Source organism: Curtobacterium sp. MCSS17_016, from assembly GCF_003234255.2.
Classification (GTDB): domain Bacteria; phylum Actinomycetota; class Actinomycetes; order Actinomycetales; family Microbacteriaceae; genus Curtobacterium; species Curtobacterium flaccumfaciens.
This window is the reverse complement of the sequence record NZ_CP126255.1, coordinates 332,839-355,709: the sequence shown is the minus strand read 5'-3', so window position 1 is coordinate 355,709 and position 22,871 is coordinate 332,839. Positions and strand designations below refer to the sequence as shown.

Annotated in this window: 28 protein-coding genes; 27 read left to right on the top strand and 1 reads right to left on the bottom strand. The window is 67.7% G+C overall.

The genetic code is table 11. From position 1 onward, the window contains the following. Positions 1 to 364 precede the first annotated feature (364 nt). The 15 genes from flgB to DEJ19_RS20525 all read left to right on the top strand — a co-directional run bounded on the left by flgB (position 365) and on the right by DEJ19_RS20525 (position 12,417). Entirely contained in the window at positions 365 to 706 is a 342-nt protein-coding gene (gene flgB / locus DEJ19_RS20595) for a flagellar basal body rod protein FlgB (RefSeq protein ID WP_111231914.1), read from the top strand. Between the two features lies 1 nt (position 707). Continuing rightward, entirely contained in the window at positions 708 to 1,097 is a 390-nt protein-coding gene (locus tag DEJ19_RS20590; RefSeq protein WP_111231915.1) for a flagellar basal body rod protein FlgC, read from the top strand. A 4-nt stretch (positions 1,098 to 1,101) separates the two neighbouring features. Then, on the top strand, positions 1,102 to 1,410 hold the full coding sequence (gene fliE, locus DEJ19_RS20585; protein ID WP_111231916.1) for a flagellar hook-basal body complex protein FliE: 309 nt from the start codon (positions 1,102 to 1,104) through the stop codon (positions 1,408 to 1,410). A 139-nt stretch (positions 1,411 to 1,549) separates the two neighbouring features. Continuing rightward, entirely contained in the window at positions 1,550 to 3,088 is a 1,539-nt protein-coding gene (fliF, locus tag DEJ19_RS20580; RefSeq protein WP_111232456.1) for a flagellar basal-body MS-ring/collar protein FliF, read from the top strand. A 3-nt stretch (positions 3,089 to 3,091) separates the two neighbouring features. Further along, positions 3,092 to 4,099: a flagellar motor switch protein FliG gene (fliG, locus tag DEJ19_RS20575; RefSeq protein ID WP_111231917.1), complete on the top strand. Its 1,008-nt coding sequence runs from the start codon at positions 3,092 to 3,094 to the stop codon at positions 4,097 to 4,099. Positions 4,100 to 4,188: 89 nt separating this feature from the next. Beyond that, a complete protein-coding gene (locus tag DEJ19_RS20570; RefSeq protein WP_181441415.1) occupies positions 4,189 to 4,677 on the top strand; it encodes a FliH/SctL family protein in 489 nt (162 codons plus the stop codon). A 208-nt stretch (positions 4,678 to 4,885) separates the two neighbouring features. Beyond that, on the top strand, positions 4,886 to 6,214 hold the full coding sequence (locus DEJ19_RS20565) for a FliI/YscN family ATPase (protein WP_111231919.1): 1,329 nt from the start codon (positions 4,886 to 4,888) through the stop codon (positions 6,212 to 6,214). Continuing rightward, entirely contained in the window at positions 6,211 to 6,642 is a 432-nt protein-coding gene (locus tag DEJ19_RS20560; RefSeq protein WP_111231920.1) for a flagellar FliJ family protein, read from the top strand. The genes DEJ19_RS20565 and DEJ19_RS20560 overlap by 4 nt, the downstream gene beginning before the upstream one ends. After that, on the top strand, positions 6,639 to 7,352 hold the full coding sequence (locus DEJ19_RS20555; RefSeq protein ID WP_111231921.1) for a C40 family peptidase: 714 nt from the start codon (positions 6,639 to 6,641) through the stop codon (positions 7,350 to 7,352). Before DEJ19_RS20560 ends, DEJ19_RS20555 begins: the two co-directional genes overlap by 4 nt. A gap of 596 nt (positions 7,353 to 7,948) precedes the next feature. Continuing rightward, positions 7,949 to 8,770, top strand: coding sequence for a flagellar hook-length control protein FliK (locus DEJ19_RS20550; protein WP_146250442.1), 822 nt, complete (start codon positions 7,949 to 7,951; stop codon positions 8,768 to 8,770). 14 nt (positions 8,771 to 8,784) lie between these two features. Continuing rightward, positions 8,785 to 9,216, top strand: coding sequence for a flagellar hook capping FlgD N-terminal domain-containing protein (locus tag DEJ19_RS20545; RefSeq protein ID WP_258377317.1), 432 nt, complete (start codon positions 8,785 to 8,787; stop codon positions 9,214 to 9,216). Between the two features lie 18 nt (positions 9,217 to 9,234). Then, positions 9,235 to 10,410, top strand: coding sequence for a flagellar hook protein FlgE (locus tag DEJ19_RS20540; RefSeq protein WP_111231923.1), 1,176 nt, complete (start codon positions 9,235 to 9,237; stop codon positions 10,408 to 10,410). A 193-nt stretch (positions 10,411 to 10,603) separates the two neighbouring features. Next, positions 10,604 to 10,834 carry a flagellar FlbD family protein gene (locus DEJ19_RS20535; RefSeq protein WP_111231924.1) on the top strand — a complete coding sequence of 77 codons (231 nt, stop codon included), beginning with the start codon at positions 10,604 to 10,606 and terminating at the stop codon, positions 10,832 to 10,834. A gap of 3 nt (positions 10,835 to 10,837) precedes the next feature. Beyond that, on the top strand, positions 10,838 to 11,620 hold the full coding sequence (locus DEJ19_RS20530) for a motility protein A (protein WP_111231925.1): 783 nt from the start codon (positions 10,838 to 10,840) through the stop codon (positions 11,618 to 11,620). Then, a complete protein-coding gene (locus DEJ19_RS20525; protein ID WP_258377318.1) occupies positions 11,617 to 12,417 on the top strand; it encodes an OmpA/MotB family protein in 801 nt (266 codons plus the stop codon). The genes DEJ19_RS20530 and DEJ19_RS20525 overlap by 4 nt, the downstream gene beginning before the upstream one ends. Here the strand turns inward: DEJ19_RS20525 and DEJ19_RS20520 are convergent. Next, positions 12,398 to 12,892 (bottom strand): hypothetical protein, encoded by a 495-nt coding sequence (locus tag DEJ19_RS20520; protein WP_146250444.1) that lies wholly within the window; start codon positions 12,890 to 12,892, stop codon positions 12,398 to 12,400. The genes DEJ19_RS20525 and DEJ19_RS20520 overlap by 20 nt on opposite strands. 95 nt (positions 12,893 to 12,987) lie before the next feature. Here DEJ19_RS20520 and DEJ19_RS20515 point away from each other — a divergent pair, with 95 nt between their 5' ends. The 12 genes from DEJ19_RS20515 (at position 12,988) to DEJ19_RS20460 (ending at position 22,813) form a co-directional block, all read left to right on the top strand. Then, positions 12,988 to 13,875: a flagellar motor switch protein FliM gene (locus DEJ19_RS20515; RefSeq protein ID WP_258377319.1), complete on the top strand. Its 888-nt coding sequence runs from the start codon at positions 12,988 to 12,990 to the stop codon at positions 13,873 to 13,875. Continuing rightward, entirely contained in the window at positions 13,872 to 14,549 is a 678-nt protein-coding gene (gene fliN / locus DEJ19_RS20510; protein WP_111231927.1) for a flagellar motor switch protein FliN, read from the top strand. Before DEJ19_RS20515 ends, fliN begins: the two co-directional genes overlap by 4 nt. 2 nt (positions 14,550 to 14,551) lie before the next feature. After that, entirely contained in the window at positions 14,552 to 14,959 is a 408-nt protein-coding gene (locus DEJ19_RS20505; RefSeq protein ID WP_111231928.1) for a FliO/MopB family protein, read from the top strand. Next, on the top strand, positions 14,956 to 15,774 hold the full coding sequence (gene fliP, locus DEJ19_RS20500; protein WP_111231929.1) for a flagellar type III secretion system pore protein FliP: 819 nt from the start codon (positions 14,956 to 14,958) through the stop codon (positions 15,772 to 15,774). The genes DEJ19_RS20505 and fliP overlap by 4 nt, the downstream gene beginning before the upstream one ends. Before the next feature lie 9 nt (positions 15,775 to 15,783). Further along, positions 15,784 to 16,056: a flagellar biosynthetic protein FliQ gene (locus tag DEJ19_RS20495; RefSeq protein WP_111231930.1), complete on the top strand. Its 273-nt coding sequence runs from the start codon at positions 15,784 to 15,786 to the stop codon at positions 16,054 to 16,056. A gap of 6 nt (positions 16,057 to 16,062) precedes the next feature. Further along, positions 16,063 to 16,818, top strand: coding sequence for a flagellar biosynthetic protein FliR (locus DEJ19_RS20490; protein WP_111231931.1), 756 nt, complete (start codon positions 16,063 to 16,065; stop codon positions 16,816 to 16,818). Next, positions 16,818 to 17,897: an EscU/YscU/HrcU family type III secretion system export apparatus switch protein gene (locus DEJ19_RS20485; RefSeq protein WP_111231932.1), complete on the top strand. Its 1,080-nt coding sequence runs from the start codon at positions 16,818 to 16,820 to the stop codon at positions 17,895 to 17,897. The genes DEJ19_RS20490 and DEJ19_RS20485 overlap by 1 nt, the downstream gene beginning before the upstream one ends. Before the next feature lie 38 nt (positions 17,898 to 17,935). After that, a complete protein-coding gene (locus DEJ19_RS20480) occupies positions 17,936 to 19,972 on the top strand; it encodes a flagellar biosynthesis protein FlhA (protein WP_111231933.1) in 2,037 nt (678 codons plus the stop codon). Position 19,973: 1 nt separating this feature from the next. Beyond that, positions 19,974 to 20,717 (top strand): hypothetical protein, encoded by a 744-nt coding sequence (locus DEJ19_RS20475; protein WP_111231934.1) that lies wholly within the window; start codon positions 19,974 to 19,976, stop codon positions 20,715 to 20,717. A 1-nt stretch (position 20,718) separates the two neighbouring features. After that, entirely contained in the window at positions 20,719 to 20,955 is a 237-nt protein-coding gene (locus tag DEJ19_RS20470; RefSeq protein WP_111231935.1) for a carbon storage regulator, read from the top strand. Positions 20,956 to 21,256: 301 nt separating this feature from the next. After that, positions 21,257 to 22,441 (top strand): hypothetical protein, encoded by a 1,185-nt coding sequence (locus DEJ19_RS20465; RefSeq protein WP_111231936.1) that lies wholly within the window; start codon positions 21,257 to 21,259, stop codon positions 22,439 to 22,441. 105 nt (positions 22,442 to 22,546) lie between these two features. Continuing rightward, on the top strand, positions 22,547 to 22,813 hold the full coding sequence (locus tag DEJ19_RS20460) for a hypothetical protein (RefSeq protein ID WP_146250446.1): 267 nt from the start codon (positions 22,547 to 22,549) through the stop codon (positions 22,811 to 22,813). Positions 22,814 to 22,871 lie beyond the last annotated feature (58 nt).

Genomic DNA, 22,871 nt, shown 5'->3' with positions numbered 1-22,871 from the left:
GGCTCGTGCGCGCGGAGCAGAAGTGGCGGAACCGCCGGGGAGGCTTCTGGGTCGCCACCTGCGAACCTCGGGCTGCCCGGCACGCCCTCGCCGGCGTCAGCCGTGGGGTAGACGCGGTGCTGCTCACCACCGACGGTGTCCGAGCTCCGGCGAGCATCACAGACCTCGGCAGCTGGGCCGGCCTTCCCGACACCGCCCTCAACGGTGCATCAACAGGCGCTGACGACGCAACCGCCGTGTGCGCAGTGGCCGTTCCTCCCTACGGTTCACCGCCGTCTGCCGAGTAGGTCTCCTCGAGCACGGACTGCTCACCTTGTTCCCGCCACGGACTGGCGACACCTCCTGACACTGAACAGGTTCCTTCGTGCTCGAAACCGTGACGCTCAACGCGCTGTCCAGCGCGCTCGACGGGTTGTCTGCCCGGCAGACCGCCATCGCCGACAACGTCGCGAACATCAACACACCGGACTACCGCGCGAAAGTCATCAACTTCGAGGACGAGCTCACCCGCAGCGTCGCCCGAGGCGACGGCCGCGTCGTCGCGAAGCAGGAGACGTCGCTGCAACCGACACAGCTCAACGGCAACAACGTCAACCTCAACGAGGAGACGCTGTCGAACATGAGCACCGTGCTGAAGTTCCAGTTCGCGGCCCAGGCGGCGAAGCAGCAGTTCTCCGAGATCCGCGACGTTCTGAAGGGGACATGAGATGCCGCTCGACGCCATCGGTATCGCAGGGACAGGGATGTCGGTCAACCAGACCTGGTTGAACGCCGTCTCCGACAACCTCGCGAACATCAACAACACCACCAGCCCGAACGCTCCAGCGTTCCAGGAACGGTTCGTCGAAGCGCAGGCGAACGGCGGCTCCGGCGGCGTGCACCTCGCCGGCACACCGCGGGGCTCCACGGACGGGCAGCTCGTCTACTCACCGCAGGACCCGAACGCCGACAACGACGGCTACGTGAAGAAGACCACCATCGACATGAGCACGCAGATGGGGAACCTCATCATGGCGCAGCGTGCGTACCAGGCGGACGCGCAGGTCGCGTCACGGGCCCAGTCGATCTACCAAGCCGCCCTACAGATCGGACAGTGACCCCGTGGACATCCAAGCGCTCGCCGGCATCTCCGGCCTTTCATCCCTCAGCGGCGACAGCAGCCCGATGCGCAGCACCGGAGCGGCCGGCGCAGCCGACTTCGCGTCTCAGCTGACCGGCGCCGTCGATGGGCTGCAGAAGATGCAGTCGAAGTCGGACACCCTCAACATCCAAGCCGTCTCCGGCAACCTCGGCGACATCCAGCAGGCGACCATCGCCGCAGCGCAGGTGTCCACCTCCCTGCAGCTCGCTGCCGCCGTCCGGTCGCAGGCAGTCGCCGGGTTCAACCAGATCCTCAACATGAGCGCTTAACGGGTGGCAGGACCCGGCCGGCATAGGTGACTCGTGAGCGTCGGGGGACCGCTCATCACGTACGTCACCACACCAGCACAGAACGGAGCGGAAGCGCCGACGGCCAGACGGCCTGACGGCGGTGCACTTCCAACAGGGCATGCCACCGAAACTTCTCGACTTCTTCCGCCGCTTCGGCACCACCATCGGCGGGTTCAGCGTCGCCCAGAAGACCCTCGCCGTCATCGGCATCGCTGTCGTCATCATTGGCGGCATCGGCCTGTCCGCATGGCTGTCGAAGCCGTCGTACGCGCCGCTGTTCACCGGCCTGTCCGCCGCTGACGCCTCCGCCATCACCGCTCAGCTCGACACCGACAAGGTCCCGTACCAGTTGGAGGACGGCGGGGCGAGCATCCTCGTGCCGAAGGACAGCGTCTACAAGGAACGGCTCGCCGCCGCTTCGAACAACCTCCCGTCGACGGACACCGGCGGCTACTCCCTGCTGGACAAGATGGGTGTCACCACCTCCGAGTTCCAGCAGAACGTCACGTACAAGCGTGCGATGGAAGGCGAACTCGCTTCCACCATCAAAGCCCTCAAGGGCGTGACGAACGCATCCGTGAAGCTCGCCATCCCGGAGTCCACCGTCTTCACCGACGACAAGGAAGACCCGACCGCGTCAGTGTTCGTGGACACCACCGCCGGCGTCACCCTCACCAACGACCAGGTGCAGTCGATCGTCCACCTCACCAGCGCCGCTGTGACGGGAATGAAGACCACCGACGTCTCCGTCATCGACGCGGACGGCAACGTCCTCTCCACCGTCGGCGGCGGCCTCGCAGGCGACGGCTCCGCGCAGGCGCAGAAGTACTCCACGGCGACGAAGTCCGACGTGCAGGCCATGCTCGACAAGCTCGTCGGCTCCGGGAAGTCCACCGTCGTCGTCCACGCCGCCGTCTCGAACGCCACCAGCGACCGGACGACCACCACGTACGAAGCACCGAAGGGCGACCCGGCGAAGTCGGAGACGAACCAGAAGGAGTCGTACACCGGCACCGGCGCGCAGAACGCCACAGGTGTGCTCGGCGCCGACACCAACGGTGCCAGCGAAGCCACGACGAACACCACCGGCGGTGGCGACGGGTCATACACGTCGGAGTCCTCCACGAAGGACAACGCGTTGAACAAGACCGAGCAGCACGACCAGGTCCCGGCCGGGGAACTGCTGAAGCAGACCGTCTCCGTCGCAGTAGACCGCAACGCAGCGAACGGGATGACGCAGAACCAGCTGGAGACGCTGGTGTCGAACGCTGCAGGCGTGGACACCACCCGTGGGGACTCCGTCGCAGTGCAGTTCGTCGCGTTCTCCGACGCGAACAAGCAGGCCGCTCGAGACGCGCTCGGCGGGTCGAAGGCGAAGTCCGACAACCAGCTGTGGCTCATCGTCGGCGCAGCAGGAGGCATCGCCCTGCTCGGCATCATCATCGCCATCGTCGGCATCATCCGCCGCCGACGTCCGGAGACGGCCGTCGCCGACGAGCCTGCCATCGCACCGTCAGAAGACCTGTTCCCCACCGAGGTGCTCCCGACCGCGGAAGCGGCCACCGAGCAGCGCCGACGTGAGATGAACGCCCTCGCGGAAGCGAACCCAGAGCAGGCAGCCGACGCCATCCGCGCCATCATCGACGGGAACAAGTAAGCCATGGCTGACACCACCGGCATCCAGAAAGCCGCCCTCCTCATCCTCAACATGGACCAGGAGACCGCAGCTCACGTGCTGCAGCAGTTCTCCGACGAGGAAGCGGAAGCCATCACCGCGGAGATCTACAAGCTGAAGAGCATCTCCCCAGACGAAGCAACCGCAGCCCTCGACGAGTTCACCGCACTCGTGCAGGTCGGTACCGCGAAGACCCGCGGCGGCCGCGACGTCGCCGCTGGCATCCTCGAAGCGACCTACGGGGCTGAACGCGCCGCCGGGATGCTCTCCCGAGTTGCATCGTCTCTCGCCGGCCGGGCGTTCGAGTTCCTCGAGTCCGCTGACGCCGCGCAGGTGGCGCTGCTCCTCGACGGGGAGCTGCCGCAGACCATCGCCCTCGTCCTCGCCCACCTGCGACCCGCTGTCGGCTCCCAGGTTCTCGGCAAGCTCACGCCGGAGCAGCGCACCAGCGTCGCCGAGTGCCTGGCGACGATGAACCCGGCAAGCCCGGAAGCGATCCGGGTCATCGCTGACACCCTCCGCGCCCGCGCCGGCACCGTCGTCGCAACGAAGGGGCAGACCGACGCTGTCGGCGGTGTGCAGCCGCTGGTCGACATCATCAACCGGTCCGACGTCGCCACGGAGAAGGCGTTGCTGGAAGACCTCGAACAGCGCGACCCGGACCTCGCAGCGGAAGTGCGCTCCCGCATGCTGACCTTCAACGACATCGTCAAGCTCGAAGCCCGGGACGTGCAGCAGGTGCTTCGCGGTATCGAGATGACCGTCCTCGCCACGGCGATGAAGGGCTCCCCGGAGCCGGTGCAGGACGTCATCCGCGACAACCTCTCCGAACGGAACCGCCTGTCGCTGCAGGAGGAGCTCGACGTCCTCGGACCGGTGAAGGTCTCCAAGGTCGAAGAGGCCCGCGCCGACGTCGTCCGTGCCATCCGCACCCTCGAAGCAGACGGCGTCATCACCGTCATCCGCGGCGACGCTGAGGAGTACGTCGAGTGACCGGGTTCACCCCGGTCGTCCTCCCGGATCTCACCACTGGCAGCTCAGAGTCGGCATCCCGCGGCCGCGCAGCCGGCTACGCAGAGGGCTTGCGACTCGCAGCCGAGCAGCACCGCGCTGCGGAAGCGGTCCGGGACGCCCGCCTCGCGGAAGCCATCGCGGGCGAGCGGGCCCGAACGCAGCAAGCGTTGAACGCGTTGCAGACAGCCTGCGGAGCCCTGAACGGTCAGGTCATCCCTGCGTTGGAGGCAGCCGACCAGACTCTCATCGACGCTGCCCTCGACCTCGCGGAAGCCGTTCTCGGCGCGGAAGTCTCCGGCGGCCGCATCCCCGCCGCCGCGGTGCTCCGGCGAGCGCTCGACGCTGCCGGCCGGGAACAGGTTGCCGATGTCCGAATGAACCCGGTGGACATCGCAGCCCTCGACGGCACCAGCATCCCGGACGGCATCACCGTCACCCCCGACCTGTCCCTCGGCCCGGGAGACGCGACCGCGTCCTTGCGTCACGGCTGGTTCGACGCCCGCATCCGTGAGTCCCTGAACCGGGCCCGCATCGTCCTCACCGGAGCCGAACGATGACCATGTGCCACTGCGATGGCCCACCTCACCAGTACGACCCGTCGTGGTGCCGTGAGGGCCGCACTGACCGCGGTACCGCCATCCCCGTCGAGGACCGGCGCCCACCGGCGCCGTCCTGCATTTGCGACGGTCCGGCGCACTCGTACGACCCCACGTGGTGCGGCGCTGGCCGCACCCGTGACGGCCGTCCCATCCGAGGCGGTCGGGCCTGGTGACCGGCTACCGCCCCGGCGGCTCCCGCTTCGCCCGCGCCCTCATCGCAGCCGCCCCTGAACGTGTCGGCGTTGTCACCGCGGCGGTCGGCCTCGGTGTCACCGTTTCCGGCATCGACGGCGCGACCGGCGACCTCGTCCACATTGGTGACGACCACACGGATATCGCACAGGTCGTCGCAACCGGTGAGCAGACCCTGACGTGCATGCCGTTGCACGCCACGAGTAGCCACCCCGTCGGCACCCCGGTGCGTCCGGCGTTGAACCCACCCCTTGTGCCGACTGGGGTTGGTCTGCGTGGCCGTGTCATCGACGGGCTCGGCCGACCCATCGACGGCAAGGGTCCGCTTCGCGCCGAGGGGCACGTCCCGCTTGAGCACGCCACCCCGAACCCGATGGCGCGGACCCGCATCGACACTCCGTTGACCCTCGGCGTGAAGGCAATGGACACCCTCCTCACCGTCGGACGAGGCCAGCGTATGGGCCTGTTCGCCGGCTCCGGTGTCGGCAAGTCGTCGCTGCTGTCGATGATCGCGCGCGGCACCGACGCGGAACTCACCGTCATCGCCCTCATCGGCGAACGCGGACGTGAGGTCCGGGAGTTCCTCGAGGACGACCTCGGCCCGGAGGGCCTCGCCCGCTCCGTCGTCGTCGTATCCACCTCGGACGAGCCGGCGCTGATGCGTGTTCGAGCAGCGTTCCTTGCCACCCGTGTCGCGGAAGCCGCCCGTGATGCCGGTCAGGACGCCGTCCTGATGATGGACTCGCTCACCCGCGTCGCGATGGCGCAACGAGAGATCGGTCTGTCGGCAGGGGAACCTCCCGCCACCCGGGGCTACCCGCCGTCGACGTTCTCCGTCCTCGCGTCCCTGCTGGAACGTGCCGGCACCGACCACACCGGCAGCATCACCGGCCTGTACACCGTCCTCGTCGACGGCGACGACCATAACGAACCAGTCGCCGACGCCGCCCGCAGCATCCTTGACGGGCACGTCGTCCTCGACCGGAAACTCGCCATCAACGGGCACTTCCCGTCCATCGACGTGCTTGCGTCCGTGTCCCGCCTGGCTTCGAAGCTGCACACCCCGGAGCAGGCCGCAGCGGCCCGCACGTTCCGGCAGGTGTTCTCGGCCCGTCGCGGCGCGCAGGACCTCCTCGACGTCGGCGCGTACAAGCCCGGCGCGAACCCGACCGTGGACGCCGGTGTCGCCCACGAGGAGACGATGAACCAGTTCCTGCAGCAGACGATGACGGAGCAGACCTCAGCGGCCTCCGCGTGGGCAGCACTCACCGCGGTGACCGAAGTCCTCGGTGGTGCCCGATGAGCGCGTTCCGGCTGGCGGGCATTCTCCGCATCCGCGGCATCCAGCAGCAGCAAGCTGCCGGCGACCTCGCCGACGCGAACCACAGCCTCGCCCGCGTCGTGCAACGCCGAGCTGACATCCGCGCTCAGCTCGCCGGCACCACCACGGACGCAGCAGGTGCCGGAGCGATCGCTGCGATGTCCTCCACTCGAGCTGCAGCGCAGTCGATGCTCGCCGACCTGTCCGCCATGCACGCCAGCGCGGAAGTCACCGCTGACGGTGCATCCGCCGCATACAACCTCTCGCGCGCACGCACACTCGCGCTCGAGAAGTTGCAGGAACGCCACGACCGTCAGCAGGCGCAAGCCCGTGAGGCGCAGGAACAAGCAGCGCTCGACGAGATCGCCGTCACCCGCCACAAGCCCCATCCCGGAGGAACCCGCCCGTGAGTCTCACCGACGCCCTGTCCCGCATCCAGGAGATCCAGACCGACATCAAGCAGGTGTCGGACCCCGCGCCGGTCGCGCCGACCGCCACTGCGACGACCACGACGGCGAACACGCTCCCGACCGCATCGGCGACGCAGTTCCTGTCCGCGTTGACCGCAGCGCAGCCGACCGCGCCGACGGCAGACGCCTCCTCCTCCGCAGGGCTCGTGCAGAACGGCACCACCGGCGCTGACGTCCTCACCGACGCCCGCAAGTACCTCGGGGTCCCATACGTGTTCGGTGGCGAGACCCGCGCCGGCATGGACTGCTCCGGGCTGGTGCAGACCGTGTTCAAGGACCTCGGCATCACCATGCCCCGTACCGTCGGGCCGCAGTCGCAGATGGGGCAGGAAGTGCCGTCCCTCGCAGAAGCGCAACCCGGTGACCTCATCGTTCAGAAGGGCAACGGCCACATCCAGATCTACGCCGGCAACGGCATGATCCTCGAAGCGCCCAAGCCCGGGTCGAACGTCGTCGAGCGGAAGGAATGGCTCTCCGCCGACCAGATCGGCACCATCCGCCGCATCGTGCCCGCCACCCAGACAGCGACCACGCCGGTGACACCGAACCCGACGGTCGAAGCGACGACGTTGCAGCAACTGTTCGCGCAGCAGCTCGGACAGTCCGCGCAGTCGACCGGCCTCACCTCCCTCCTTGGCGGTGCCGAGTGAGCATGCCCACGCTGACCCTCCCGCCAGCGGCGGCAGCGCCGACTGCCTCCTCTGGTGCCTTCTCTGCAGACGCGCCAACCGCCGCGGGGCCTGACCTCTTCGCCGCGGTGCTCACCGCGCTCACCGACGAGCAATCGACCGACGAGCAACGGACTGGTCAGCAGTCGGACGTGCAGACACCCTCCGAGGTCGCTCCGCAGACGCCCCGCATCGACACGACCGCCGTGGACCGCACCAGTGCGTCAACGAAGCAGGCCACCGCCGACGAGCTCGCTCAGTCCCGGACCCTGCTGAACCTCGTCACGCCCAGCAGCGTGACCACGCCGGACACTGCAACCGTCCCGCCGCAGCCGCCAACACGACCACAGGCGACCGTCCCGGCGCACGCCCCGTCCGTCGACTCGCCAGCTACCGACACGGCGCCAGCGGCCGATCCCGCGGATCCGCCTGCCACCACGACGTCTACCCCACCCACCCCGGCCTCCGCGGCGCCCGCTTCGCCAACCACTCCGGCGCGAGCGTCGACCGCTGCACCCGCAGGGAATGCGCCCCTGCGCGAGGCTGCGCCGGCTGCGGTCCAGCGCGCGCAGCCGGACATGCCATTCACCGCGGCGACCGAAGCCGCGGCCGTATCCACCGACGCCGATGAGGGGGAGCCCGACACCACCGACGAGGAACAGCCGGCACCGACCCATCCGGCGACCCGCCACACCACCACTGAGCAGCCCACCCTGCCAGCGCCCGTGGTGCCGCAGCCGACGCTCACACCGCCGCCAACCGTCGTCCCAGCCGTGACCCACGAGGCCCCCGATGAACAGGAGGCACCGTCATCAGCGAAGGCGGTGGTCGCAGCCGAAGCCGCACCCGCACGACCCACGGACGCTCAGCCGACGTCGCTCACGCCCGCCCCACACCAGAACGCTCCGACGACACCAATCGCCGCACCATCCGCACCTGTGCCGTTGGCGCCACCTACGCGATCGGTGCCTGCTGATGTCGCGGCCGCCGTCCGACAGCAGCTCACCGGTCCGCTGGTCAAGGTCACCCAGGGTGACGGTGAACAGATCCTCGTCGTGCAGGTCCGCCCAGAGAACCTCGGACCGGTCACCGTGCACGCGCATGTCCGGGACAACACCGTGCACGTCGAACTGTTCGCACCGTCCGACGCCGGCCGCGACGCACTCACGCAGGTCTCCGCAGACCTCCGCGCCGACCTGCAGCAGGCGCACACCGGAAACACGTCCCTCAATGTCTCCTCCCAAACCGCACCGTCTGCCGATAGGGATGGGAAGCCGCGGGACGGATCCTCGGCTGAGCCACGAACCGGCGACCGTCACCCCACCGGTGACACCACAGGGCAGGACGCCCAGCAGCACCAACCGCGAGGCAGCAATCGGCTCCTCGACGTCCTCGCCTGACCCGGAAAGCATCCGTGACTGACTCCGTCTCCGCCGTCGGCGGCGCACCCGCAACCGGTCTGTACACGACCGCGCCGACCCGCGCCCCGAAGCAGACCCTCGACAGCGACGCCATGATGCAGCTGCTCGTCACCCAGCTGAAGAACCAGGACCCATCGTCACCGATGGACACCAACGCGATGATCTCGCAGACCACGCAGCTCTCCGCCATGCAGCAACTCGTGGACCTCAGCAGCAACTCCAACGCCGCCCTCGCGCTACAGATGCGTGACCACGCCGCGAACCTCGTCGGCAAGACCGTCACCTACGACGACGGCGCCGGCGTGACAAAGACCGGCCTCGTCACCGGCGTGAAGTACTCCGGCACCGGCAACCCCACCGTCTCCCTCGGAGACACCTCCATCGAACTGGCGTCCGTCCTCGGCGTCGCGACCACCGCATCCTGACACCGAAAGGCACCCCACATGCTCCGCTCCCTCTACTCCGGCATCTCCGGCCTCCAGTCCCAGCAGACGATGCTCGACGTCACCGCGAACAACATCGCGAACGTCAACACCACGGGCTTCAAGTCCTCCTCCGTCCAGTTCCAGGACGCCCTCTCCCAGCAGCTCCGCGGCGCAACCGGCCCGACCGCGAACCGCGGCGGTACCGACGGCGCGCAGGTCGGACTCGGCGTCCGCGTCGCCGGCGTCGCGAAGAACCTCACCGAGGGAGCAGCGCAGACCACCGGCAGCCAGTACGACATGATGATCAACGGTGACGGGTACTTCGTCGTCAACAACTCCGGCACCACCCAGTACACCCGCGCCGGGTCGTTCCACCTCGACTCCGCCGGCAACCTCACCACCGCAGACGGCAACATCGTCCAAGGCTGGGCGGCGCAGAACGGGCAGGTGAACACCGGCACCGCCCCGGAGAACCTCCGCATCCCGCTGTCGCAGATGTCCGAGCCGCAGCGCACCACCGGCGCGACCACCACCGGCAACCTCCCATCCGACGCCCCCACCGGCACCACCCTCGAGCGGGACATCACCGTCTACGACGCAGCCGGCGCCACGAGCCGTCTGACGCTGACGTTCACGAAGACCGCCGCCGGATGGAACGCCGCGACGACCGACGGCAGCGGCGCCACCGCCGCGGTCCCGCTCACCTTCACCAACGGCAAGATCACTGCGCCGACCACGCTGACCTCCTCATCCGGGGTCGTCGCGGACCTCAGCCAGGTCACCAGCTACGCCGGGTCCACCACCGTCGGCATCAAGACCCAGAACGGCTCCGCAGCCGGGTCGCTGCAGTCGTTCACGGTCAACGCAGACGGCACCCTCGTCGGAACGTTCTCCAACGGCCGGCAGGAACCCATCGGCCAGGTCGCCGTCGCCACGTTCGCCAACCCGAACGGCCTCGAGGCGACCGGGAACTCGAACTTCGTCGTCTCTACCAACTCTGGCGTCGCCCAGTACGGCACCGCAGGTGAGGCTGGCTACGGCTCCATCACCTCCGGCGCGCTCGAGATGAGCAACGTCGACCTGTCGCAGGAGTTCACCAACCTCATCATCGCCCAGCGCGCGTTCCAGGCGAACGCCCGCGTCATCACCGCCAGCGACCAGGTGCTGCAGGAGCTGACGAACCTCAAGCAATGAAACACATGTTTCACATGTCGGCTTCTACCTAAGAAGTTAGCACAACGAAGGCCCCGAGTCCGTCCGATCGGGGCCTTCCCTGCTCCCGCGAACGAACCCGGCTACGGATCCGCGCGAGCGGCCGATTCGGTTCCGACGACGGCGCTCCCGACGGGCGTCACCCCGTCGCCACCCACGCACTGCGGAGCCCCCGATGATCCTCGTCACGAAGTTGAACAACAGCCAGTTCGCGGTGAACCCCGACCTCATCGAACGGATCACCTCCGACCCGGACACGACCCTCGCGATGGTGGACGGGGTGCGCTTCATCGTCCGGGAGCCACTCGAAGAGGTCATCGACCTCATCACCGACTACCGGGCCCGCGTCCTCGCCGCCGCCTACGCGCAGAACCCGGCGCTGCTCGCCGCCGCCAAGGGGGAGTGACCGATGGACTTCGCCTTCATCGTCGGCATCCTCCTCGCGTTCGGCTCAGTCGGCGCGATGGTGTCGATGGAGCACGCGTCGTTCGCGTCGCTGCTGCTGCCCGCTCCGATGATCCTCGTCTTCGGTGCGACCATCTTCGTCGGCGTCGCTGGCGGCACCATCTCCGACGCCATCTCGGCAGTGAAGGACCTGCCGAAAGCGTTCCGCGGGAAGAAGCCGAACTTCGACGCCACCATCGACGAGCTCGTCGGCCTCGCCGACAAGGCCCGCCACAGCAGCCTCCTCGCGCTTGAGGAAGCCGCGGGGAGCATCGACGACCCGTTCACGAAGACCGCACTCCAGGGCCTCGCTGACGGCGCCGACTCGGAATCGCTCCGCGGGCAGCTCGAAGACGAGATCGCGACCACGGACAAGGCAGCCCGCGCGTCGTCGAAGTTCTTCAACACCCTCGGCGGGTACGCGCCCACCATCGGCATCGTCGGCACCGTGGTGTCCCTCACCCACGTGCTGGAGAACCTCTCGACCCCCGACAAGCTCGGCCCGATGATCGCCTCCGCGTTCGTCGCCACTCTCTGGGGTCTGCTCAGCGCCAACTTCATCTGGCTGCCCCTCGCCGCCCGCCTCAAGCGGCTGAGCGACCTGGAGACGGAGCGGAAGAACATCATCCTCGAGGGCGTCCTCGAAATCCACGCCGGCTCCTCGGCACGTGCCCTCGCGGACCGCCTTCGTCCGATGGTGCCGCAGTCGAAGAAGAGCAAGAAGGACGCCAAGGCGGACAGCAAGTGAGCAGCCGCCGACGGGGGAAGAAGCACGAGCACGAAGCGGAGGAGCACCCCGACGAACGGTGGATGGCGTCCTACATGGACATGGTCACCGTGCTGATGTGCACCTTCATCGTCCTGTTCTCCATGTCGAGCATCGACGCGAAGAAGTTCGACGAGCTCAAGAACAGCCTGCAGACCGGGTTCGGAGTGGAGAAGAGCGAGAAGGTCGACCTTGCGAAGGGTGTCATCGTCCCGAAGGACACGAAGACGACCGAGAAGGACACCCCGACGCCGCTCGCCCTCGCTCAGCAAGAGGTGCAGAACCTGCAGAAGATCCAGCACGACATCAACACTCGTCTCGCGGCGAAGGGTCTCGAGAAGGACGTCAAGTTCACCATCGACAGCCGAGGCCTCACCATCGGCCTCATCGGCGACCAGACGTTCTTCGACACCAACCAGGCGACCCTGACCGGCACCGCGGCGCAGATCATCGACACCATCGGCCCGGTCCTGCAACCCACCGCCTACAAGATCAGCATCGAAGGTCACGCCGACCGGCGCCCACCAGCAGCACCATTCACCACCAACTGGGACCTCGCCGCCGAACGCTCCGTCTCCGTCCTACGCCGCCTCGTCGAACAAGACCACGTCGCTGACACCCGCGTCGGCGCCACCAGCTACGGGTCCGCGCAAGCAACTGCCGCCGGCGGTGACGCCGCTGCGCTCTCCGGTGACCGCCGCGTAGACATCGTCGTCCTCTCCGGACAGTCCGAGAAGGTCCGCGACCTCATCCCGAAGGTCACCGGGAGCGAGCACTGACGCGTCGGACCTCAACGCCCACGAACGCGGCGAGCGCCGTATCAAGCGGCTCGTACTGCGGCACGTCCCGCGCGTTGTCGCCGATGAACGCCAAGAGCGTTCCGTCACCGGTGAGCTCCCACTGGCCAGGGACCGTCTGCAAGCCGAAGTTCGGCTCAGGCAGCAACGCCAGGGGTGTCAGCACCACCGGCTGCGGCGGCCCACCCTGCTCGTGCGCAGCGACCGGCATCCACGCATGCCCGTCGCGAGTCAGGAACACTCGGGCGTACCGGTACGGCACCGCCCACAGGTCACGGCCGTCAACGACCACGGTCGGCACCCCCTGTTCACCGAGCAGCGCCGCGGTCTCCACCCACGCGTGCCGCGCTACGGGTATGGCTGCCGCCCACCGTGCGTCGTACGGCGGCTTCGGAGGTGTTCGGGCGGCGTCCCGCAACCGAGCCGCTTCCGTGTCGAACTGGTCTCTGACACTCACTGCAGCCTCCACTCGTTGTCGGCAGCGTAGATCAGCGCCTTCCCTCGCCGCCAGCGGTATCACCGCTCAGGGTGACCGAGATGCATAGGGAGAGGGTGAGCGAGAACACACCCCCGCGGGACGACACCGCCTACCTCTACGACTTCCGCCGGCCGACGGCGCTGGCGCGGGAGCACTCCCGCGTCCTCGAGCTGGCGTTCGAGACGTTCGCCCGTCAGTGGGGCACCCAGCTGACTGCGAACGTCCGCGCTCTGTCGCAGGTGACCTGCGACCGGTTGTCGCTGCTGACCTACGACGAGTACGCAGCGTCCCTCCCGCCGACGACCGCGATGGTGCTCTGCCAGGTCGGGGAGGCCATCCCGAAGGCCGTCATCCAGTTCCCCACCATCGCCGCCCTCCACTGGGTGAACGCGATGCTCGGCGGCACCCGGCCTGTCGAAGCGGACGACCGCACGTTCACCCCGATGGAAGCCGCCCTCGTCGGGAAGATCATGGAGGACGCCATCGAGGACCTCCGTTACTCCCTCGGCAATCTCCTCAGCGACCCGGTGACCGTCGACGCCATCCAGTACAACTCGCAGTTCGCCCAAGCGGCAGCGACCAGCGAACTCATGGTCGTCGCCGCGTTCACCATCCGCATCGGCGAGCTCGAAGCTGACGCCACGCTCGCCCTGCCTGCGCAGATCATCCTCCCGCAGCTCGGGGACGCGAACCCGACCATGGGCGCCGACGAAGCGGCGGGCCTGCTCACCAGTCAGGTCGGGGAGACCCCCATCGACGTCGCCGCTCGATTCGCAGCCGCACCGGTGAAGCCAGGCACCATCCTCCGCCTCAGCGTCGGCGACGTCCTGCCGCTGCCGCACCCGGAGCATAGGCCCCTCGACATCACCGTCGGCGACCACCTCGTCGGCATCGCAGCGATGGGCCACAACGGCTCCCGCCTCGCCATCAACGTTCTCAACTCCGAGGAGCCCCAGAAGTGACCACCAACCGCCACACCGCAGCCGCCGAAGCCCTCGCCGCGTCGTTCCCGGCCAGCAGCACCCTCACCGTCACCGCGGTCACCGACCACACCTCCGTCCCCGTCGCAGGGACCACCGTCACCGCCTCCTACGTCGGCGCACCGTCCGTGGACCTCGCCGTCATCCTCGCCGAGGCGACAGCGTTGCTCGGTGCGGACACCGCGGGCTTGCGCTCAGAGGACGTGCTCACCCCGGCGCTCGCCGCAGCAGCCGGTGTGCTCGGCAACGGCGTCCTCAGCCCCAGCACCGTCGGCTCCGCCGCTGCGCTCATCGACGACGCCGACCTGTACGCGCTCAACGACGCAGCCGGAGCACCCGTCGCCTGGTTCGTCATCCGGACCCGCCCCGCCGCGTCCAGCGACGCCCTCGACGCCGACGAGCTCGCCGGCAACCTCAAGCGCATCTCGAACGTCGAGATGAGCCTCACCGTCGAGATCGGCCGCACCCGCATGTCCGTGCGCGAAGTTCTCGGCCTCGAGCCCGGGAACGTCGTCGAACTGGACCGTTCCGCTGGCGCGCCCGCTGACGTCCTCCTCAACGGACGGAAGGTCGCCCTCGGCGAGATCGTCGTCGTCGACCAGGACTACGCAGTCCGCATCACCAAGATCCTCGACCCGTCCGGCGAGCAGCAGTAAGCATGGACATGCTGTGGACCCTGCTCAGGGTCATCGTCGCGTTCGGCGTCGTCCTCGCACTGATGCTGTGGCTGCGGGCGAAGGCCGGGAAGTTCACCCGCCGGAAAACCGGCACGGTCAGCATCAACGTCCGCGCCCGGCAGTCCCTCGGCGCGAAGGCCACCGTGTCCGTCGTCGACATCGGCGGTCGCCGCTACATCCTCGGCTCCGGGGAAGCCGGCGTCTCCGTCATCGACGCGGACGCCATCCCGGAGGCGGAGTTCGCTGCGCTGCTCGACACCGCTGAGCAGGAGCAGACACGCACTGAGAAGAACCCGCCACCGCCCGCTGCAGGAATGCCCGGTGAGAAGCCGACGTTCCTCGCCGCACTCGGCATCGCCGGGAAGCAGCAGTTCGGGATCAAGCGGTGACCGCCACTCTCACCCAGCCGTCGAAGCGTCTTCGCCTCGTCCGCTGGGCGCTTATCGGCGTGCTCGTCGCAGCGATCGCTGTCGCCATCGTCCTCCTGACCGCCGGTGGTGCACACGCCGCACCCGCCGGGCCCACCGGTCCAACCAGCGGTGGCTCTTCCACGATCGAGATCAACGGTCCGAACGGTGAGCCGTCGAACGCCATCGTCACCATGCTCGGCATCACGGTGCTCTCCATTGCGCCAGCGTTGCTGCTGATGATGTCGTCGTTCACGAAGGTCTTCGTCGTCCTCGCGATGGTCCGCAACGCCACCGGCCTGACGACCATCCCGCCGAACCAGGTCATCGCCGGACTCGCTCTGTTCCTCAGCCTGTTCATCATGCAGCCGGTCATCGGCCACATCAACGACGACGCCATCCAGCCGTACCTCAGTGGTCACATGGACTTCGGGCACGCGCTCACCGCCGCCGAGGGACCCCTCCGGACGTTCATGGGTGCACACACCCGTCAGGAAGACATCGCCCTCATCACCCGCGCCGCCGGGCAGCACAACCCGGCGAACCTCGCTGCGACACCGTTCCCAACGCTCGTGCCGGCGTTCATCATCTCCGAGCTCCGCAGCGCGTTCATCATCGGGTTCGTCATCTTCATCCCGTTCCTCGTCATCGACCTTGTCGTCTCCGCCGGGCTGATGTCGATGGGCATGATGATGCTGCCGCCAGCGATGATATCGCTGCCGTTCAAGGTGCTGCTGTTCGTCCTCGTCGACGGGTGGGGTTTGGTCATTCAAACCCTGGTCACGACGTACAAGTAGGAGCATCCGATGGACCAGACCGCGCTCATCCACATCGCCGTGCAGGCCATGCTCATCACCGCGAAACTCGCCGCCCCGATGGTGCTCACCGCCCTCGTCATCGGCTTCGCTGTGTCACTGGTGCAGTCGGTGACTCAGATTCAGGAGGTGACGCTGTCGTTCATCCCGAAAGCCATCGGCGTCTCCATCGCGCTGCTGGTCTGCGGGTCGTGGATGATCAGCGAGATCGTCTCGTTCACCGAGGAGCTGTTCAAGCAGATCCCCAGCCTCCTGGGCGGGTAGTCACGCATGCAGTTCGTCATTGACCACAACTTCGTCGAAGCGGTGGCGTTGGCGGCGATTCGGGTGCTGTGCTTCCTCATCGTCGCTCCGCCGTTCGCGCACAAGGCGATCCCGATGCCGGTGAAGACCATCCTGTCGGTCCTCCTCGCCGTGGTCATCGCCCCGCACGTCGGCGCCGGGTACGTCGCCGGGACGACGGGGGAGTTCATCCTCTCTGTGTTCCTCCAGGCCGCGACCGGCGCTGTCCTCGGGTTCCTCGTCTACGGCGTGTACGTCGCCGTGGAAGCCGCAGGTAGCCTCCTCGACGCGTTCGGTGGGTTCCAGATGGCGCAGCAGTACGACCCGACGTCGCAGGTGATGGGTGCCCAGTTCGCGCGGATGTTCCAGATGGCGGCTCTGATGCTGCTGTTCACCACGGACGCGTACCAGGTCGTCATCGCCGGCATCGCCCGGTCGTTCTCCGCTGTTCCCCTCGGTGGGACGTTTGGGTCCGGAGCTGAACCGCATCTGCTCGAGATGGTGACGAACCTGCTCGTCTCCGCCATTCAGATCGCTGGACCAATCAGCATCGTCCTGTTCCTCGTCAACGTCGGGCTCGGCCTCCTGACCCGCATCGCCCCCGCGTTGCAGGCGTTCTCCCTCGGCCCGCCGGCGCTGGCGCTCATGACCATCGTCATGGTCGCCGTCGGCTTCACCGCCCTTCCGATGATCGTCACCAGCCTCACCGCACAGGTCACCGTCATGCTCGGAGGTGGTCTCTGATGGCGGACAGCGGGGAACGGACAGAACAAGCCACGGAGAAGCGGCTGAAGGACGCCCGGAAGAAGGGCTCCATCTCCAAGAGCCGCGACCTGCCTGCCTGGGTGGGTATGGCGGCCGCGGCAGTGATGCTGCCGATGACGGTCCTGCGCGCGAAGAGCGCAGCACTGCACCAGGTTCTCGGTCTCGGCGACATCATCCGGAGCCCCAGCTCGTCGCACGCCGTCTCCTACATGAACGAGGCGTTCGGCTCTCTCGCGGCGACGCTCTGGCCGATGTTCGCTGCGGTAACCGTCGCGGTCGTCGCCGGCTACGTCATGCAGGGAGCGGTGCACCCGAAGTCGTTGGCGCCGAAGTTCGCGCAGCTCAACATCTTCAAGGGTGTCGTGCACATGTTCAGCGCGAAGACGCTCTGGGAAGCGACGAAGACCTTGCTGAAGTCCGCCGTTGTCGGACTGGCGCTGTGGGCGGTCATCAACGGGTTGTTGCCCATCGTCGCGTCCCTCGGTGGGATGCCGGTGTCCTCCATCCTCTCGACCGCTGAGGACGGCGTGTGGCAACTAGTGCGGCTCACCATCGCCGCCGGCCTCATCTTCGGCGGCATCGACGTCTTCGTCGTCATGCGTCGCAACCGGAAGCACACCCGGATGACGAAGCAGGAGGTGAAGGACGAGAACAAGAGCACCGATGGGGACCCGATGGTGCGCGCTCACCGTCGGTCCCACCAGCAGTCGATGAGCCGCAACCGCATGATCCAAGCCATCGCGGACGCAGACGTCGTCGTCGTGAACCCCACCCACGTCGCCGTCGCCCTCCGTTACGAGCCCGGGAAGTCGGCGCCTCGCGTCGTCGCGAAGGGTGCCGACAACATCGCAGCCCGCATTCGAGAGGAAGCACGCGCCAAGGGCGTCCCTCTCGTCCAAGACGTGACGTTGGCCCGCACCCTGCATAAACGGTGCCGGCTCAACGAGGAGATCCCGCTCGAGTTCTTCCCCCACGTCGCCCGCATCCTCGCGTTTGTCGGAGCGCTGAAGCGCCGCGGCGCGTCTCTGAACGACGTCCACCAGGTGCCGCCGCAGTAAGGCTCCGGCAGTCGGCACCTAGCCGGCATAGACGGGGCATGCGCCTGAAGAACCTGCCGCAGCTCGCGGTGCCCATCGGCGTCGTCGCTATCGTCCTCCTGCTGGTCGTCCCCGTACCAGCGTGGGTGCTCGACGTGCTCATCAGCGTGAACATCGTGTTCGCGCTCATGGTGCTGCTGACGACGATGTTCGTGAAGAAGCCGCTCGACTTCTCCGTCTTCCCGAGCCTGCTGCTCATCGCGACGCTGTTCCGCCTCGGGTTGAACGTGTCGTCGCTGCGACTCGTCCTCGGCGGCGGGTACGCCGGTCACGTCATCGAGACGTTCGGTGAAGTCACCGTCGGCGGCAACCTCATCATCGGCGCCATCGTCTTCCTCATCCTCGTCGTCATCCAGTTCATCGTCGTCACCAAGGGCGCCGAACGTGTCGCCGAGGTCGGCGCCAGGTTCACCCTCGACGCGATGCCCGGCAAGCAGATGGCGATCGACGCCGACCTGAACGCCGGCCTCATCACCGATGCGCAGGCGAAGCAACGCCGGCAGGAAGTGTCCTCCGAAGCCGACTTCTACGGCGCGATGGACGGTGCGTCGAAGTTCGTCAAGGGCGACGCGATCGCCGGCATCCTCATCATCGTCATCAACGTCATCGGCGGCATCATCATCGGCATGCTGCAGGGCGGCATGGAGATCATGGACGCGCTGAACAAGTACGCCCTGCTCAGCATCGGCGACGGCCTCACCGCCCAGATCCCAGCGCTGCTGATGGCGATCTCCACCGGCATGATCGTCACCCGCTCCGGCGACAACACCGACATCGGCACCACCGCCGGTAAGCAGGTCATACAGTCCCGCACCTCCCTCATCATCGCCGGCTGCGCCTCGTTCGTCCTCGCCCTCATCCCCGGCATGCCGAAGCTGACGTTCGTCCTCCTCGGAGTGCTGCTGCTCGTCGGAGCGCAGAGCATCAAACGCAAGGCAGCCCGAGACGTCGAAGCGGAACGCGCGCGAGCCGTAGCCGAGAAGAGCACCGGCACCACCGACACCACTGCGGACCTGATGGACCAAATGAAGGTCCACCCGCTGGAGATCCAACTCGCACCAGACCTGGTGGACATCGTCAACGTCGAAGCAGGAGGAGACCTCCTCGCCCGTGTGAAGGGTCTCCGGCGGAAAATCGCCATGGAGGTCGGCATCGTCCTCCCACCCGTCCGCACCCGCGACAACTCAGACCTCCCACCCGGGACCTACGCCGTACACGTCGCCGGAGCAGAAGCCGGCCGTGGCACCGCACCCCGCGGCAAAGTCCTCGCGCTCGGAGAACACCTCGACACCATCACCGGCATCGACACCGTCGAACCGGTGTTCGGCCTCGCCGCGAAGTGGATCCCATTCGAGATGGGCCAGCAGGCGGAGCTGCTCGGCGGCACCGTCGTGGACCGCACCAGCGTCATCGTCACCCACCTCAGCGCCCTCATCACCGACAACGCGGACCGTCTCCTGTCTCGGGAAGACGTCCGCACCCTCACCGACCACCTGAAGCAGACGAACCCGTCCGCGGTCGAGGAGCTCACCCCGACGCTGCTGAGCCTCGCCGAGGTGCAACGCGTCCTGCAGGGCCTGCTCGCGGAGCGGGTCCCCATCAACGACCTCGGACGCATCTACGAGGCGCTCGCCATCCGCGCGAAGGTCTCCACCGACGTCGAAGGGCTCATCGAAGCTGCCCGCGCTGCGCTCGGCAACGCCCTGTCCACACCCCACATGGACGACGGGGTGCTGCGCACGCTCACCTTCGACCCGCTGCTCGAACAGACGATGCTCGAGAGCTTGAAGATGACCGACTCCGGCAGCGTCATCATCCTCGACCCGGCCCTGTTCGAGCGGGTGCTCACAGCCGTTCGAGATGTCACGGCACAGAACGAGAACGCAGTCATCGCGTGCTTCCCCCAGCTCCGCCCAGCAGTGCGGAAGTTGGTCGCCACCCAGGCGCCCCGCACGCCGGTGCTGTCCTACACCGAGGTGACCGGCGTGTCACCCATCGAATCGATTGGAGTCATCCGTGCCAGTGTGGCCGCTTAGCTTGAGGGGTCGGTCCAACGTTCACGACGTCACCGGATCCGACATCCTTCCCCTGCTCAAAGACGCCGACCGTGGTGACACCCACGAGGCGACGCCGACGAAGGCAGAGCAGTTCGACCAGGCGATGGAACACCTCGTCGGTGCCGCCGAGCAGGCACCCGCCGCCGTCGTGACCGTCCCCGTCGCCCCGATCGAAGCGGAACCAGCGCCCGTCGCAGTCCGCCCGCTCGCCCCGGTCACGCAGCTGAAGCGGCGCGCACCGGAACTGGCACGCAAGCCCGGTGACATCGTCTTCGTCTACGGCCTCCGCGACGACGCACGCACCGCAGCCGAAGCGCTCCAGGTCGCCTACGGCAGCATCGAGGTCGTCCTCGCCGGAACGTACCGTAAGGGCGTCGGCCGGCACATCGAGGACCGCCGGGAGTCGTACGCCGCCCGAGCCGACGGCGTCCGCACCAGCCGGTCGTTCATCGTCGCTGTCGGCCTCGGTGTCAGCCCAGCCGTGCCGCAGCACCACCTGGCAGCGCTGAACGAGTTCAGTCCCGACCAGGTGTGGCTCGCCGTCGATGTCACCCGGAAGCCGGAAGACACCTCTGCGTGGGCGCACGCTGTCGCCACCGCAGCCGACGGCATCGACGCGCTCGCAGCGGTCGGAGTCGCCGAGACCATCACCCCGGAGACCACCGACTACATCGGCATCCCGGTCGGCTGGGCGGACGCTTCCACAACCCCCGAGGCGGTGTGACGTGCTCGTCCTGAAGCGTAAGGCCGGCGAGAAGATCCTCATCGGCGACGACATCGTCATCACCGTCCTCGACAACCGTGGCGACGGAGTCCGCATCGGCATCGAAGCGCCGAAGGGGATCCGCATCCTCCGAGACGAGGTCCTCCGAGCCGTCGAAGACGCGAACGTGGTCGCCGCGTCCAGCGATGCCGCCACGGAAGAGCAGCTACGCCTCCTCCCCACTTCGAGGGGCTTGTAACGGCGCCCGGGCGGGAACCGGTGGCAGTCCGGGTATAGCCACCCTGCGTCGGCGAACCACCGCCCGCGCCACCGCCAGCAGTACCGGCGGTCGAACCCGGTCGACACGCCGGTACATCCCTGCAGTTCCGGGGGAGCAGTCCTAACTCAACAGCCGATCCAGAGGTCGCCGCATAGGGCCCTCCGTGACTCGCTTGCGGAACCGGACCCTCACTCGCTCTCTGACCCCTTCAGTCCCCACTTCGGGGGCAACTTCACCCCGCACCCCTGAAATCGGTGCTCATCCCGCGGACGTACGCGGCATGAGCATCAACACCACCTCTGCCCTTGCCAGCACCGACGTCGTCGACACCCGCGCGACCGCCATCGCCAACCAGGTCCTCACCGGCGCCATCTCCGAACGTGACGGCCGTTGGATGATCGTCACCGACATCCTCTCCACCGACGTCGTCTTCACCGTCGCCCGCTGGCGCCGCTTCGAGGCCACCGCGCAGGAGCGCGAGGACCTCATCCCCGAGTTCAACGAGCTCGTCCAGCGCAAGGCCCTCCAGGAGACCGAAGGCGGCATGGACCTCGTCCGCATCGCCAAGGGCACCAGCGCCTGCGGCTGGGCCCGCAACCTGCTCCGCAACGGCGGCATGCAGTCCGAGCTGCGCGACATGCGCCGCATCACCAACCGCAACGCCACCATCGACCCGACCCTCGACCTCTCCGGCTCCGAAGGCGGCGTCTCCTACGCCGACATGGCGTTCCACACCGACAGCGTCACCCCGGACTTCGACGGCGCCATCACCGGCCAGGCCGAGGCCAACGACGAGATGGACGACCTCCAGGAGGAGTTCCTCTCCGCCGCCGCCGGGAAGCGCTCCGGCGCCCGCCTCATGCTCGCCGCAGAGACGATGCGGAAGGCGTTCAAGCTGTCTGCGCCCATCCGCCCGCTCGACCCGTTCGACCGTGAGTTCGTCCGCAACACCGTCTCCGAGGACGAGAACGCAGCCGTCGAGTCCGTCCTCGCCATGCACGCCCTCATCACCAGTGTCCAGACCGAGGAACAGCGCAACATCGACCCGCGCATGCTCGCCCTCTGGGACGACTACTCCGTGGACGAACTCCACCGCCTTTCGTTGATGCTCCCCGACGCAGCACAGGCTCTCGTCCTCGCCGCCGTCGCCCTCAAGCCCCGCCCGTCCCGCGACCACCTCGCCACCGCGCTCTGGGTCGTCCGGCACCGTCACGACGCGAAGGGCTGGATGGCGTTCACCAAGCGCCTCTTCGAGTCCTGGGTGGCCATCGAGGTCGAGGCCGTCAGTGAGTTCTCCTCGAAGGCGCCGTCGAACGAAGACATTGCCAAGCGTCTTACCGCAGCTCTCGCCTGGCCCGAGCTCGTCGCCGCCGCCGTCGCCATGGACGGACAGCCCCTCGGGAAGTCCGAGCGTGAGGTCTCTGACCTCTTCTCCGGCGTCCTCGCCTCCTGCCAGAAGGACTGACCCCCTGCTCGGTGCCGCTCCGCACCCGACCCGGCAGGCGGAGCGGCACCACCCCTTCGAGGAAGAACCATGCCTGCACGCCGCAGCACCGAACGCACCAACACCATGCACCGCGACGACCGCGGCAACCTCCACCACGAAACCGAACCCGCCGTCCACTGGCTGGACGGAACCGCCGTCTGGTACATCCACGGGAAGATGCACCGCGACGACGGCCCCGCCGTCGAACACCCCTCGGGGAAGCAGAGGTGGTACTTCGAAGGCAAGAAACACCGCGCGGACGGCCCAGCCGTCATCCACCCGGACGGCACCACCGAGAAGTGGCTGCACGGCATCCGACAGGACCCGCCCGCACCAACCGACGACGACTGACGTCAATCGCCCGCTCTCCAGTCGGAGAGCGGGCGTTCGTCGTCTGCAGACATGGTCC

Coding starts and splice junctions, on each gene's coding strand:
- DEJ19_RS20590 (WP_111231915.1), top strand. CDS start 708: ATGCCGCTCGACGCCATCGGTATCGCAGGGACAGGGATGTCGGTCAAC.
- fliF (WP_111232456.1), top strand. CDS start 1,550: ATGCCACCGAAACTTCTCGACTTCTTCCGCCGCTTCGGCACCACCATC.
- fliG (WP_111231917.1), top strand. CDS start 3,092: ATGGCTGACACCACCGGCATCCAGAAAGCCGCCCTCCTCATCCTCAAC.
- DEJ19_RS20560 (WP_111231920.1), top strand. CDS start 6,211: ATGAGCGCGTTCCGGCTGGCGGGCATTCTCCGCATCCGCGGCATCCAG.
- DEJ19_RS20550 (WP_146250442.1), top strand. CDS start 7,949: ATGCCATTCACCGCGGCGACCGAAGCCGCGGCCGTATCCACCGACGCC.
- DEJ19_RS20540 (WP_111231923.1), top strand. CDS start 9,235: ATGCTCCGCTCCCTCTACTCCGGCATCTCCGGCCTCCAGTCCCAGCAG.
- DEJ19_RS20535 (WP_111231924.1), top strand. CDS start 10,604: ATGATCCTCGTCACGAAGTTGAACAACAGCCAGTTCGCGGTGAACCCC.
- DEJ19_RS20530 (WP_111231925.1), top strand. CDS start 10,838: ATGGACTTCGCCTTCATCGTCGGCATCCTCCTCGCGTTCGGCTCAGTC.
- DEJ19_RS20505 (WP_111231928.1), top strand. CDS start 14,552: ATGGACATGCTGTGGACCCTGCTCAGGGTCATCGTCGCGTTCGGCGTC.
- DEJ19_RS20495 (WP_111231930.1), top strand. CDS start 15,784: ATGGACCAGACCGCGCTCATCCACATCGCCGTGCAGGCCATGCTCATC.
- DEJ19_RS20490 (WP_111231931.1), top strand. CDS start 16,063: ATGCAGTTCGTCATTGACCACAACTTCGTCGAAGCGGTGGCGTTGGCG.
- DEJ19_RS20485 (WP_111231932.1), top strand. CDS start 16,818: ATGGCGGACAGCGGGGAACGGACAGAACAAGCCACGGAGAAGCGGCTG.
- DEJ19_RS20480 (WP_111231933.1), top strand. CDS start 17,936: ATGCGCCTGAAGAACCTGCCGCAGCTCGCGGTGCCCATCGGCGTCGTC.
- DEJ19_RS20465 (WP_111231936.1), top strand. CDS start 21,257: ATGAGCATCAACACCACCTCTGCCCTTGCCAGCACCGACGTCGTCGAC.
- DEJ19_RS20460 (WP_146250446.1), top strand. CDS start 22,547: ATGCACCGCGACGACCGCGGCAACCTCCACCACGAAACCGAACCCGCC.